The sequence below is a fragment of the Amycolatopsis rubida genome (genome assembly GCF_900115345.1).
Taxonomy (GTDB): Bacteria; Actinomycetota; Actinomycetes; order Mycobacteriales; family Pseudonocardiaceae; genus Amycolatopsis; species Amycolatopsis rubida.
Window position 1 is genome coordinate 1,092,096 of the sequence record NZ_FOWC01000002.1, and the last position, 13,609, is coordinate 1,105,704.

General features: G+C 69.5%; 10 protein-coding genes. 3 read left to right on the top strand and 7 right to left on the bottom strand.

Features of this window, described 5'->3' with window-relative positions; genetic code table 11:
• Positions 1 to 65: 65 nt before the first annotated feature.
• From BM362_RS14020 to BM362_RS14030, 3 genes are all read left to right on the top strand, one after another.
• A complete protein-coding gene (locus tag BM362_RS14020) occupies positions 66 to 1,265 on the top strand; it encodes a sensor histidine kinase (protein WP_167545286.1) in 1,200 nt (399 codons plus the stop codon).
• Entirely contained in the window at positions 1,253 to 1,888 is a 636-nt protein-coding gene (locus BM362_RS14025; protein ID WP_093573349.1) for a response regulator transcription factor, read from the top strand. Before BM362_RS14020 ends, BM362_RS14025 begins: the two co-directional genes overlap by 13 nt.
• A gap of 123 nt (positions 1,889 to 2,011) precedes the next feature.
• Positions 2,012 to 2,212, top strand: a complete 201-nt coding sequence (locus BM362_RS14030; RefSeq protein WP_067575740.1) for a hypothetical protein — start codon at positions 2,012 to 2,014, stop codon at positions 2,210 to 2,212.
• Positions 2,213 to 2,255: 43 nt separating this feature from the next.
• On the opposite strand, the gene BM362_RS14035 is transcribed toward BM362_RS14030, so the two are convergent.
• The 7 genes from BM362_RS14035 to BM362_RS14065 all read right to left on the bottom strand — a co-directional run bounded on the left by BM362_RS14035 (position 2,256) and on the right by BM362_RS14065 (position 13,507).
• The gene (locus BM362_RS14035; RefSeq protein ID WP_093573350.1) at positions 2,256 to 5,564 is read right to left on the bottom strand and encodes a serine hydrolase; all 3,309 of its coding nucleotides are present in this window, start codon (positions 5,562 to 5,564) and stop codon (positions 2,256 to 2,258) included.
• Positions 5,565 to 5,670: 106 nt separating this feature from the next.
• Positions 5,671 to 6,633, bottom strand: a complete 963-nt coding sequence (locus BM362_RS14040) for an ABC transporter ATP-binding protein (RefSeq protein WP_093573351.1) — start codon at positions 6,631 to 6,633, stop codon at positions 5,671 to 5,673.
• A gap of 106 nt (positions 6,634 to 6,739) precedes the next feature.
• Complete coding sequence (locus BM362_RS14045; protein ID WP_093573352.1) at positions 6,740 to 8,647, bottom strand: dipeptide/oligopeptide/nickel ABC transporter permease/ATP-binding protein; 1,908 nt, start codon at positions 8,645 to 8,647, stop codon at positions 6,740 to 6,742.
• A gap of 1 nt (position 8,648) precedes the next feature.
• Positions 8,649 to 9,629, bottom strand: coding sequence for an ABC transporter permease (locus BM362_RS14050; RefSeq protein WP_093573353.1), 981 nt, complete (start codon positions 9,627 to 9,629; stop codon positions 8,649 to 8,651).
• On the bottom strand, positions 9,629 to 11,221 hold the full coding sequence (locus BM362_RS14055; RefSeq protein ID WP_093573354.1) for an ABC transporter substrate-binding protein: 1,593 nt from the start codon (positions 11,219 to 11,221) through the stop codon (positions 9,629 to 9,631). Before BM362_RS14055 ends, BM362_RS14050 begins: the two co-directional genes overlap by 1 nt.
• Positions 11,222 to 11,231: 10 nt before the next feature.
• Positions 11,232 to 12,125: a serine hydrolase gene (locus BM362_RS14060; RefSeq protein ID WP_093573355.1), complete on the bottom strand. Its 894-nt coding sequence runs from the start codon at positions 12,123 to 12,125 to the stop codon at positions 11,232 to 11,234.
• Complete coding sequence (locus BM362_RS14065) at positions 12,122 to 13,507, bottom strand: serine hydrolase (RefSeq protein ID WP_093573356.1); 1,386 nt, start codon at positions 13,505 to 13,507, stop codon at positions 12,122 to 12,124. Before BM362_RS14065 ends, BM362_RS14060 begins: the two co-directional genes overlap by 4 nt.
• Between the last annotated feature and the right edge of the window lie 102 nt (positions 13,508 to 13,609).

The window sequence follows — 13,609 nt, forward strand, 5'->3', positions numbered from 1 at the left end:
GAGTCTTGGGGGTAGCGCAGGCACCACCACGCCCGGTAGGGAGGTCCTAATGGGACACTGTGCGGGTGAAAAGGTGGCTGCGCTCGTGGTGGTCCGGACTCCGCTACTTGCTGGTCGGGGCCGCGACCTCGTTCCTTGCCATGCTGCTCTTTTTCGCGATAGCCATCGTGCTCGCGACGTGCCTGATCGGCGTCGGGATCCCAGCGCTTCCGGTGGCGCTCAAACTGCTCCGCTACCCGCTGCGGTTCGAACGCCGCCGGGCCGGGCGCAGGCTCGGCGAGCCGATCGAGGAGCCCTACGCCAACGTTTCGCCCATTCGTGACCCAGCGAGCTTGCGGGATCTCGCGTGGCTCGCGGTGCACGCGGTGGTCGGCTTCATCGTCGGGGTGCTCGCGTTCAGCCTGCCGCTCGGCGGACTGCGGCAGATTCTCACCGGGGTGTTCTGGTGGCTGGTGCCCGGCGGGATCCCCAGTTCGCTGGCGTTCGTGGTGAACTCGTGGCCGCTGGCCGCGCTCTGTGTGTTCAGCGGGATCGTCATGATCGCGCTCACCTTTTGGGCCGCACCGCTGGCTCGCTGGCAGGCCCTTGCGACGCGGGCGCTTCTCGGCCCGCGGCCCGGTGCTTCGCTGACGGACCGGGTCGTCGAGCTGACCGCGACCCGCGCCGCCGCGCTGGAGGCGCACGGGGCCGAACTCCGCCGTCTCGAACGCGATCTGCACGACGGGACGCAGGCGCGGCTGTCCGCGGTCGTGCTGCAGCTCGGGATCGCGGACCAGCTTTTCGAGGGAAATCCGGGCAAGGCAAGGGAATTGCTCGGCAAAGCACAGGACGCGGCGACCGAAGCGCTCGCCGAACTGCGCACGGTCGTGCGGAGCATCCACCCGCCGCTGCTGACCGACCGCGGCCTCGACGGCGCGATCACCGCCCTCGCCGACCGATGCGCGGTTCCGTGCACTGTGGACGTTCGCAGTTCCGCGCGCCGCCCGGCCGCGGTCGAGGCGGCGGTGTACTTCATCGTCGCGGAAACGCTGGCGAACGTGACCAAGCATTCCGGCGCGGAACACGCGTCGATTACGCTCGGGGGCACCGTCGACACCGTGCGGATCGAAATCCGCGACGACGGCCGCGGCGGCGCGGACGAATCCCAGGGCAGCGGACTGGCCGGGATCCGGAAACGCGCCGAAGCTTTCGACGGGACGGTCACGCTCACGAGTCCGCCCGGTGGACCGACTGTTCTGGAAGTGGAGTTGCCATGCGGGTCGTGATCGTCGAGGACGACGCCCTGCTGCGAGAAGGTTTGGTGCTGCTGCTGGACACCTCGGGCATCGAGGTCGCCGCGGCTTTCGACCACACCGACGACTTTCTCGCGTTCGTCCGCACGGACCGGCCGGACGCGGTGATCACCGACGTCCGGCTGCCTCCGACGCACACCGACGAGGGCCTGCGAGCGGCCGTGCAGGCGCGGCAGCTGCACCCCGGGCTGCCGGTGCTGGTGCTCTCCGCACACGTGGAGACCCGCTACGCGGCGGAGCTGCTCGCGGACGGCAAGGGCGCGGTCGGGTACCTGCTCAAAGAACGCGTGGGCAAGGTCGCCACGTTCCTTGACTCACTGCATCGAGTGGTCGAGGGCGGCACGGCGATGGACCCGGAGGTGGTGGCCCAGCTGCTGGCGCACCGTCGCGACCCCCTCGACGCACTGACCGCGCGCGAACGCGAGGTGCTCGGGTTGATGGCGGAGGGCTACAACAACGCCACGATCGCGGAGCTGCTGGTGGTCAGCGACGGGACGGTGCTCAAACACATCCGCAACATCTTCGCGAAGCTGGGGCTGCCGGAGGACAACGGGCATCGGCGGGTGCTGGCGGTGCTGGCTTATCTGCGCTCGTGAGTGCTGATCACGGTTCTCACCGTGATCAGCACTCACGAGACCCTCTAGGTAGCGCAGGCACCACCGTCAACTTGGGTGTCCACAGCCTGTCCGCCCCCTCCGCCGCTGCATAGTGTTCCCGGCATGGAAACTTCCCGAAGCCGCACCGCGGGCGGCCCCGTGGTGACTACCTTGCTGTGGCTGGTTTTTCTCGCCGGTGCCGCCGCCAATTCGATCGGCCAGTTCGCCGGGTTGGACGCCACATACCGCTACCTCGGCGGTGGGATAGCGGTGGCGTGCCTGGTGTTGCTGCTGGTGCGCTTTCTGGCCCGGCGCAAGGACTGACCCGGCTGCGGGGCTGGGCAGCGAACGCCCGGCCCCGCAGTCCTCAGGACACCTTGGGCGTCGCCCGCGCGCCGAAGTGCAGGTACGGCTCCCCGGTCGGCAACGTGTAGAACAGCACCGGCGTCCAGAACTGCCCGCCCGGCATGCGGAGCACGAACAGCGTGTCCGAGACCGCCACCAGGTCGAACTCCTGGACCTTGTCCGGCATCAGCTCCGCCAGCGGTCCGGTCGTCGTGTACACGACGCGCAAACCGCCCTCGCGCTCCACCACCTCGACGTGCGCGCCAGCCCGTTCGTACACGCCGAGGTGCCGGCTCACGTCCACGGTGACCGGCGTGGCCGGGGGTTCGAGCGGACGCGGCATGGCGACGTCAGCGAGTTCGGCGAAGATTTCCCGGTACAGCTCGGTGTACAGGTCCCGAGCGTGGCCGCCGTTCGTCAGCAGCGTGACCGCGAGGCCCGCGTCCGGCAACAGGCGCAGGAACGCCGACTGGCCGATCGTGTTGCCGTCGTGGCCGATGACGCGCCGACCACCCCAGTCGTCGCGGATCCAGCCGAGGCCCCACGAATCGCCGAGGGTGTGCTTGTCCGGGACATCCGCCTGCTTTTCCGCCATGGCCGCGGCCGACTCCGCCGACAGGATCCGCGTGCCGTCCTCGGTCAGGCCGCCGGTGAGGTGCAGGCGGGCGAAGGCGAGGACGTCCTTCGTGCGGGCGGTGATCAGGCCTGCCGGTCCGGCCGAGCGGGGCAACTGCCAGACCGGAGCCGGAGCCGGGTCCTGGTCATCCGGCGCGACGTGACCGACGGCGGCGCGGAACAGCAGCGCCTCCTCCGGCAGCGTGACGGTGTGCGTGAGGCCGAGCGGGGTGTAGAGCTTGTCCCGCATCGCGGCGTCCCAGGTCTTCCCGGTGAGCTTCTCGATCACCCGGCCCATGAGGACGAAACCCGAGTTGCAGTAGGAGAAAGTCGCGCCGAGAGGATGGTTCTGCGCGGCCTCCTCCAGCAGATCGACGAACTTCTCGATGCAGTCGTCGCCGCGGCCGGTGTCGGTGAAGATGTCGCCGTCGATGCCGCTGGTGTGCGTCAGCAGATGCCGCATGGTGACCCGCTTGGTCACCTCCGGATCGGACAGGCGCAGTTCGGGCAGCACGTCGACGATCGGCGCGTCGAGGTCGAGCAGGCCCTCGTCGACGAGCTGCAGCACCACGGTCGACGTCCACACCTTGGAGATCGAGCCGATCTGGAACAGCGAATCCTCGGTGACCTCGACCTCTGTCCTCTTGTTCAGCACGCCGTGGGTCGCGAACACCTCCTCGCCGGTGTCGACGCGCAGGATTCCCAGCGACGCACCGGGAACGTCGTGCTTGCGCGCCAGTTCCGCCAGGCGACGGCTCCAGTGCGCGGCCTCGATCGGCACCCGCGAACCGGCGTACTGCTCGACCCAGTCGACCACGCGCCGGTTGAAGTCGACGCGGTGCGACGGCGGACCGTCCAAAACGAACAGATGCGCGCCGCCCGGGTACAGCACGAGCCGGGACGGCACGTCGCGCTCGCGCAGCGCGGTGAACCATTGCTCAGCCTGGCCGACCGGGCAGCGGACGTCTTCGCCGCCGTGCAGGATCAGCGTCGGGGTACGGACGTTCTCGACCTGCGCGTGCGGAGAGGAGTTCTCGTACTGGCTCCACGAGAGTCCGGCGAATTCGTTGACAGCCATGAAATGTCCGCCGTCGGACGTGCCGGCCAGGCTGGTCAGGTCGCTGACCACGCCACCGGCCACGGCAGCGGCGAAGCGGTCGTCGCGGCTGGTCAGGTAGCAGGTCATGAAGCCGCCGTAGCTGTATCCGGTGACGGCGAGGCGGTCCGGGTCCGCGAGACCTTCGGCGACGAGCTGGTCGATCGGTTCGAGGAAGTCCGGTGCGTCCGCTTGGCCCCACGCGCCGACCGTCGCAGTGTAGAACGCTTCGCCGTAGCCGTCGCTGGCACGCGGGTTGATCAGCAGCACTGCCCAGCCGCGCGCGGCAAGGGTTTGGTGGTACAGGTGAATCGAGTCCGCGGCGCCGTTCCAGGAGTTGTGCGGGCCGCCGTGGATGTCGATCAGCAACGGCTGCGCACCGGTGCGTTCGGTGTCGCGGATGAGCCAGCCCTGAACGACCGTGCCGTCGCTGATGGTGAATTCGCGCGATTCGCGGGGGAACAGTTCCACTTCGGACACTGCTTCGCCGTGCTTCGTACGCACGTCGACTTTGCCCGTGGTGCGGTCGAGTACGGCGATCTCGCCGAAGGATTCATTAGTAGCCAACACAATCGCGGCCTGATTGCCAACTAAGTCCACTCCGGACACCACGTTGCCGTCGCCCGTCAGCACCGCACGAGGCTCGCCACCGGCAAGGTCCACTTCGTACAGATGAGTGCAGCCGCGGTCGCGGATCGCGAACAGCACGACATCGCCCGCCTCGTTCGGCTGCGGCAGCGCACCCGGGTAGCCGGGGCCGCCAGGCATCACGTTGCGGTCGAGGCTGGCGGCCAGGTTGACCGTCTCGCCACCGTCGAGCGGAACGCGAAGCAGACCGAGGTGCCCGGTGGTGGTGTCGGTGCGGCCGACCACCAGCAGTGCCTTGCCGTCCTTCGTCCAGCCGACCGTGCCCGCCATGCCCTCATCGGTGCCGGCCAGCCGGGGTTCGGCGTTCCGCTCGGTGACGTCGAGGACGTAGGCGGCGGAGCGGAAGGTGAGGTCGGCGTCGGCGTCCAAGGCCGCGGTGAACGCGACGTGCTTGCCCTCGGGCGACCAGGCGGGCTGGCCCGCGTGCCAGTCGCCGAAGGTGCGCTGCTGGACTTCGCCGGTGGCGACGTCGAGGACGTGCACGTGGCTGCGAAGCGTCTTCAGCAGCCCGGGGCCGTCGGATTTGTAGTCCAGCCGCTCGGCGACGATCGGCGTGTTCGCCGGCGGTGCTTCGGCAACCGCGGCGAGGTCGATCGGCGCGGAGAACGCGATCTTGCTGCCGTCCGGGCTCCACACCGGTGCGCCCGCACCGAGCGGGAGCTTGGTGAGCTGCTCGGCCTCGCCGCCGTCCGCCGGGAGAACCCAGACCTGCGGCGGGCCGTCCTGGGCGCGCAGGAACGCGAGCCGGGAACCGTCCGGAGCCCATTTCGGCGCCGCGTCCGCGTTTCCGCGCGTGAGCTGGCGGGCTTCGCCGGAGGAGGCGCCGACCGTCCACAGCGCGTCGACGTTCCGGTCCTCCTCCCGGTCCGCGGTCCGGACCACGTAGGCGATCCGGCTGCCGTCCGGCGAAAGCGCGGGCTGGCTTGGCGCGGCGAGGTCGTACAGGTCATCGATGCCGAGACGGCGGGTCATACGCTGGCTCCTTGAGAGATCGCGGGCTCGTGGCCCTCGGGTTCGCTACTGTGCTGATCGTTGCTCATCCGACCGCAGCCACGGCCTAATGGCTTTGTGGCAACGGTTATGTGCCGAGCGGGGGCCGGCCTTCTTGTGGTCGGATGAGGAAGTGACAGGCCGCGGCGTGCCTGCGGGGCGCGGTGTCCTCGGCCGGATCGGCCCGGAGGCAGATCTCGCGGTCGCTGCGCACGAGCGGGCCGACCGGGCAGCGCGGGTGGTACCGGCATCCGGCGGGCGGATGGTGCGGATCCGGCGGTTCCGCGTCCGCGGTCGCGCCGGGTTCCTGGTCGAACAGCGACTTGTGCGCCGAGGGAGCGGCGTCGAGCAGGTCGCGGGTGTAGGGATGCTGCGGATCGGTGAGCACCTGCCCGGCCGGTCCGGCTTCGACGACGCGGCCGAGGTACATCACCGCGACGAAATCGCTGAGATACCGGATCACGGCGAGGTTGTGCGAGATGAACAGCATCGACAGGCCGAGCTGTCGCTGCACCGAGCGCACGAGGTTGAGCACCGCGCCCTGCACCGAAACGTCGAGCGCGGAGGTGATCTCGTCGGCGATCAGCGCTTCGGGACGGCCCGCGAGCGCCCTGGCGAGCGCGACACGTTGCCGCTGCCCGCCGGACAGCTGGCCCGGGAGATGCGCGGCCCGTTCGGGATCGAGATTGACCAGCTCAAGCAGGCGGGCGACCTCGGCGGAGCGGTTCGTCCCGCGCGGCATGGCTTCGGCGACCGACTCGCCGATGGTCATTCGCGGGTTCAGCGAGGAATACGGATCCTGGAACACCATCTGCAGCGGCCGTCGACGCGGCAGCTTCCGCACGTCGACGCCGCCGAGCAGCACCCGTCCGGCGCTCACCGGCGACAACCCGACGGCCGCCTTCGCCAGCGTCGACTTGCCTGAGCCCGACTCGCCGACGAGGCCGACCACCTTGCCCGCCGGGACGGTCAGCGAAACGCCGTCCACCGCGGTGAGCCCGCGCCGTCCGCCGTACCGGACGCTGACCGAATCGAAAACCAGCTCGCTCATTCCGCCCCTCCCTCATCCGGCCTGTGCCCCGCTCGGCGGTACGTGAGGGGAACCCTCAGGGACTCTGATTCCCTCACGTACCTTGGCCAGCGGCGGCAAGCCTCGCTCATTCCGCCCCTCCCGCCACGACGAGCCCCGCTTCTTCCGGCAGTGCCGCATCCGGATGCCAGCACGCCACCCGGTGTTCCGGCGCGAGCACGGTCAGCTCCGGGTCCTCCTCGCGGCATCGATCGGTCGCCACCGGGCACCGGCTCGCGAACGCGCAGCCGGCGGGCATCTGGTCCGGTTCCGGCGGGCGGCCGGGGATCACCGCGAGCGGCGCGTCCGGGTCCGTCTCCAGGTCGAGCGTCGTGGCCAGCAGCGCCCGCGTGTACGGATGCCGCGGCGCGATGTCCGCTCCGGCGGCGGGCAGATCCTCCACGATCCGTCCGGCGTACATCACCAGAATCCGTTCGCACGTCTGGGAAACGACCGCGATGTCGTGGCTGATCAGGATGATCGCGGTGTCCCGTTCGGCGCGGGTTTGGGCCAGCAACCGCAACAGCTGCCGTTGCACGGTCACGTCCAGCGCGGTCGTCGGTTCGTCGGCGATGATCAGCCGAGGGTCACCCATCAGGCCCATGCCGATCATCGCGCGCTGCCGCATGCCGCCGGAAAACTCGTGCGGGTACTGCTTCGCCCGCCGTTCCGCCGCCGGAATCCGTACCGCGCGCAGCCGGTCGACGGCCCGCTCGAACGCCTTGGCCCGCGAAAGTCCGTGGTGCTGCTCGGAAACCTCGGCGAGCTGGCGGCCGATCCGGCGAGTCGGGTTGAACGAGGTCATCGGGTCCTGGAACACCATCGCCAGCGACGTCCCGAGCAGCGTCCGCACTGCGCGTTCCGGCGTGGTGAGCACCGGGGTTCCGGCGAAGTCCAACCGGTCCGCGGTCACCGAACCGGGCGATTCGATCAGCCGCGACACCGCGAGCCCGGTCAAGCTCTTGCCCGAACCGGATTCGCCGACGACCCCGATCGCCTCGCCCGACCGCACCGTGAAACTCACGCCGCGCACCGGAACCGTCCAGCCCGTCGGCCGCGGGAACGCGACTTCCAGGTTCTCGACCACCAACACGGCGTCATCCGCGGCAACTGAGTCCACTTCGGACTTACGCCGCACCCGGGGAGTGAGCCGCGGCAGCCGGGTCCGCACGCCGATCACTCCGGCGACAGTCTCGCCGAACAGGTTGAACGCGAGCCCGGCGATCACCACCGCGACGCCGGGCGCGAGCGCCGCCGCCGGGTTGACGTAAATGCCGTTGAGGCCCTCGTTGAGCAGCCGCCCCCAGTCGTAATCCGGGGCCTGTACACCGATCCCGAGGAACGACAACCCGGAGAACGCCAGCAGCGAACCACCGGCGCCGATGGTGGCGTTGACCGCCAGCGGCTCGCCGATGTTCGGCAGGATGTGCCGGAACAGCAACCGGATCCGGCCCACTCCGGCGACCCTGGCGGCGGATACGAAGTCCCGCCCGGCCACCGAAGCCGACAACGTCTGGGTCAGCCGCGCGAACTGCGGGGCCAGCGCGAACCCGATCGCCATCACCGCGCCTTGGGTGCCCACGCCGAAAATCACCGCGAAGAACAACACCAGCAGCAGGCCGGGGAACGCGACCGCGATGTTCACCGCCGCCGTCAGCAGTCTGCCGAGCGGACGCGGCAGCACCGCGGGCAGCATGCCGAGCACGAGACCGGTCGCGACGCCGAGCGCCGCGGCGATCAGGGCCAGCAACACCGAAAGCCGGGTCGCCACGAGCACGCGGTAGAAAATGTCGCGACCCAGTTCGTCCGTGCCGACCAGATGGCCGCCCGAGGGACCCTGGCTGATCGCGTTCGTGTCGATCGCCGAAGCCGCGTCCTGCCACAGGATCGGGCCCAGCACCGCGACCGCGAGCACCGCCACGAGCAGAACCGCGGCGAACGCGCCGAGCGGGGTGCGCACGGCGGCCAGCCATTGTTGTCCGCGCCGTTTCGCCATCTCAGTTCTCCCGGATCGTCGAACGCGGATCGAGGACCGCGAGCAGCAGGTCCACGATGAGATTCACCAGCAGCACGCCGATGCCGTACACGAGCACAATCCCCTGCACCAGCGGGTAATCCTTCTGCAGAATGGACTGTGAGATCGTGGACCCGAGGCCGGGCCAGGCGAACACGTTCTCCACCAGCACGGTGCCCGCGACGAGGCTGGTGAGCATCAGCCCGCCGAGCGTCAGCGTCGCGGTCAGCGCGTTCGGCAGCGCGTGGCGCAGGTAGACCAGCCGGGCGGGCAGTCGTTTCGCCCGCGCGGTGCGGACGAAGTCGTTGCCCAGCACGGAAAGCGTCTCCACCCGGACGATCCGGGACAGCGTCGAGGTCGGACCAAGCGCCAGCGCGATGATCGGCAGCACCAGCGAACCCGCGCCGTCGTGTCCAGCCACCGGGAACCAGCCGAGCTGCACCGCGAAGAACGCCACCAGCGCCACCGCGACCAGGAACTCCGGAATCGCGGCGAACAGCACGGTGGTCGAGGTGAAGCCCAGTTCGGCACCGCGGCGCCGGCCGCCGCGGGTCAGCACGGCGAACGTCAGGCCCAGCGGAATCGCCAGTCCGATGACCACCACGAACGCGGGCAACGCCAGCTGCAGTGTCGCCGGGAGCCGGTCGGCGATGACGTCGCCGACCGGCTGCCCGGTCAGCATCGACGTGCCGAAATCACCGCGGAACAGCCCGCCGAAGTAGTCGAGGTACTGCTGCCACAGCGGATGGTCCAGCCCGAGCGCGGCACGCCGGGCGTTGACCAGCTCGATCGGCGCGGTCAGGCCGAGCGCCGAACGCACCGGATCGCCCGGGATGAGCTGAATCATCAGGAACGCCATGCTCACGAGCACCCACAGCGACACCACGAACCGCCCGAGGCGGCGGGCGCCGAAGGTCAGCCAGGGACTGACCTTCGGGCCCGCGACGGCGATCGCGCCGGCCATCAGGCGTACATCCGGATCGTGGCCGGCTTGATGTAGCCGTTGACGATGTCGAACTTCGCGTTGCTGCCGTAGGTCGGGACCACCGAGTTCGCGAACTGCACGACGTCCTGCCGCTCGTACAGCGCCGATTCCGCGGCCATCCAGTCCGCACAGCCCGCCTGCCCGGCCTGCGTGGCCGCCTTGGCGACCAGCGCGTCGTACTGCGAGTTCTTGATGTGCGCGAAGTTCGTGCCCTGCGGCGGTTCCCCGCCGGACATGAACGGCACCAGCTGGCTCGGCAGGGTGAGGCCGAGCGGAGCCATCGAGATGTCCCACTCGCCGGTGGCGAACAACGACTGGCTCAGACCCGGGCTGTCGACCCCCTTCAGCGTGACGTCAACGCCGACGCTCTTCCAGCCCTGCTGCATCAGCTCCGCACCCGGGGGCATCGTCGGACCGGCCTGCGTCCCGTAGATCGCGGTCAGCGCGAGCCGCTTCCCGTCCTTGACCCGGATGCCGTCCGGCCCCGGTTTCCAGCCCGCCTGATCGAGCGCGGCCTTGGCCGCGGCGACGTCGAAACCAGGGATCTTCCCGGTGGCCGAATCACCCTCGCACGGCCGCGGTTCGATGGTGACCATCCCCTTGACCGGCGCACTGCCGTCGCGGGTCAGCACCTTCGCGACCTGCGGGAGGTCGATCGCCTGGGTCAGCGCGCGGCGCATCGCCTGGTCCGCGCCGAACCGGCCGGGCGCCTGGTTGAAGAACAGCTCGCCGAACGGGGAAACGATGTCGGCGTGGTACAGCCGCTGTGCCTTGAGCCGCTGCTGGTCCTGCCCGATCACCGAGGCGGCATTGACCTCGCCGGACAGCAGCAGGTTCGACGTCGTGGTCATGTTCGGGATGACCCGGATGGTGACCTTCTCCGGCAATCCCCGCTGCTTCGGGTCGAACTGGCCCGGACCCCACCGGTAGTCCTTGCGCCGGGTCAGCGTGTAGTGGTCGTTCGGCACGATCTCGGACATGGTGAACATGCCGGTGCCGTTCTCGCCCTTGGCGAGCGTCTTCCGATCGGCCAGCCCCTTGGCGCAGACGATCGGCAGACCCGCGATGTTGCGAAGCAGGAACGCGTCCGGCGCCCCGCTGGTGATGGTGACCTTGTCCGCGTTGGCGACCGCCTTCGTGCCGCTCTTCACCGTGACGCCGGCGAGCGGGGACTTGTTCGCCGGGTCGCCGACGAAGTTGATGTTCGCCGCCACGTCGGCCGCGGTCAGCGGGCTGCCGTCGGAGCAGGTGACGCCCTTGCGCAGGGTGAAGGACGCCGTGGTCGTGGTGGCTTCCCATTTCTCGGCGAGCGCCGCCTCCGGCTGGCCCTTCGCGTCGAGGTTGATCAGCGCGTCGTAGAGGAACTGGTCGAGGTTGCGGGCGACCGACAGCACGGTGATCGCCGGGTCGAGCGTTCCCGGATCGGTCGGGATGGCATAGGTGAAGGTCTTGCCGTCGACCAGTTTCTGGTTCGCGGTCCGGTCCGTCCCGGATTGCGCTGATCCCCCGCACGCGCTCACGGTCAAGGCCACCACGCCCGCCATCGCGGCGGTGAGCCGGGCAGTTTTCATGGGATTTCTCCTACGGGGTCACGCTCTGGAGGTGGTCGAGCGCCAGCCGGGCGGCGGCGCCGATGGACGCGTCGACCGCGGGAAGGCGGTCTTCGAGAGACTGCGCGCGAGTGAACACCGCGACCGCGAACCGGCGGCCGTCCCCCAAGGTCACCACGCCTGCTTCGTTGCGGATTCCGGGCAGCGTCCCGGTTTTCGCCGCCACCGCGACGCCGGGCGGGAAGCCCGACGACAGCCGGTGCGGCCAGATCTGCTGGGCCATGATCGTGCGGACCCGTTCGCACGCTTGCGGTTCGCCCGCGCGGTCAGTCCAGATCGCGTCGAGCAATTCGGTAATCTCGCGCGGCGTGGACGACGTGGTGCGTTCCGGGTCCCGGACCGACAGCTTGTCCATCTGCTCCGGAGTGGCTTCGGCGAACAACGCTTCGAGATCGGCGTCCGGGGCACCGCCGAGATCCGCGACGACGGAGGCGAACAGGTCCTCGCAGCAGCCGATCAGCCGGGTGCGGGCGAGCTCGAGATCGGCCAGCACCCGGTCCACCTTTTCCTGGCCGAGCCGGTGGTACAGCACGTCGGTCGCGGCGTTGTCGCTCATCGTGAGCATGAAGTGCGCGAGGTCGCGCCAGCTCATCTCGACGTCGTCGGCGCAACCCGCGGTGCCGATGCCGCCGATCCGGTACCGCGCGGTCACCTTGGTCCGTTCGGTGTCGTCCAGCCGTCCGGCGGCGACCTCGCGGGCATAGGCGAGCGCCACCGGAATCTTGAACACCGAGGCGAGGACGACCGGGGCGTCTCCGCCTGCCGACACCTCAGGGCCGGGCACGCCGATTTCCCGGGCGTGCAGGAACCCCTCCGCGCCAGCGTCGGCGAAGACGGCCTCGATCCGCGCGCGGATCCCGCTCACGGGGAGACCCGTCGGTCCGCGCGTCCGGTGTGGAGGAACTGTGCGCGGCCGTGGCCGTCGTCGCCGACGAACGCGTGTGCCATGTAGACACCCGGCAGCTGTTCAGTCTTGGCGACGAACGTGTCGCCCTTGGACGGAAACAGCTCTTCTTTCCCCGAAGGCGCACCGATCTCGGCGAAGATTCCCTTCGGGCTGCGTTGCATCCAGAGCCTGCCGTCCTCCTCGGTGACGACGGTGTCGGCGACCATCGACGTGTACTCGCCCACGTACCGGGAAAAGTCGGCCGGAGCGGCGGCGGGATTCGGCTCGGGCCGCTCCGGAACAGTGACGCCCGCGAGTTCGTCCAGCAGCTTCGCGAAGATCTCCTGGTACACGTGCATCGGCTGACCGCCGTTGGTCAGCAGCGCGACCGCCACGCCCTTCTCCGGAACCACGCGCAGGAAGGCCGACTGGCCGATGGTGCCGCCGTCGTGGCCGATCACCTTGCCGCCGTCCCAGTCGAAAAGCATCCAGCCGAGACCCCAGTGCTCGGCCATGCCGAGGCGGGGCACGTCCACCTGCGGTTCGCGCATCGCGAGCAGCGACTCCGGCAGGACCACCTGGGTGCCGTCGTCGGCCTTGCCGTCGTTCAGCTGCATCCGGACGAACGTCAGCAGGTCGCGCGGACGCATCGCGAGCGTCGAACCGGCGGGCGAGTTCGAGCGGGTGAGCGCCCAGACCGGCGCGGGCACCGGGTCCTCGCCCGGCTTCGGGGAGACGTGGCCGATCGCGGCGCGGTAGCGGATCGCATCGTAGGGACCGGACGCCGCGTGGGTCAGGCCGAGCGGCGCGAAGAGGTGGTCGCGCACGCAGTCGTCCCAGCACCTGCCGCGCAGCACCTCGATGACACGGCCGAGCACGCAGTAGCCGGCGTTGTTGTAGGAGAACCGCTCGCCGGGCGGGAAGAGCTGCGGCACGTCGGACAGCGTCGCGACGAGCTTCGCCACGCAGTCGTCCCCGGGGCCGGTGTCGGTGAAGATGTCGCCCTCGAAACCGGCGGTGTGACAGCTCAGCTGCCGGACGGTGATCTCCGCCGCGGCCTTGTCGTCGCCGAGCACGAACTCCGGCAGGTAGTCGCGCACCGGCCGGTCGAGGTCCAGTTTGCCCTCGTCGACCAGCTGCATGGCCAGCGTCGTCGTCCACACCTTGGTGATCGACCCGATCTGGTACACCGAGTCCACAGTGGACTCCACGCCGGTGCCCTTGTTCACCACGCCCGCCGCGTGGTCGATCACCTCGCCGTCGGCGAGCACCGCGATCGCGGCTCCGGGAACCTGATGCTTGGCGAGCAGAGCGGCGAAATTCTCCTGAAGCCAGGTCTCGATTTCGGAAATTTTCGACATGTGCACCTTCTGTCCGGGGGATGGTGGACCGGCGTTTCGGAAATGCTAGGTCGGTGGCGGACGTCACTTGTTCGTCCGGACCGAGGAGAGCGCGGGGAAAGT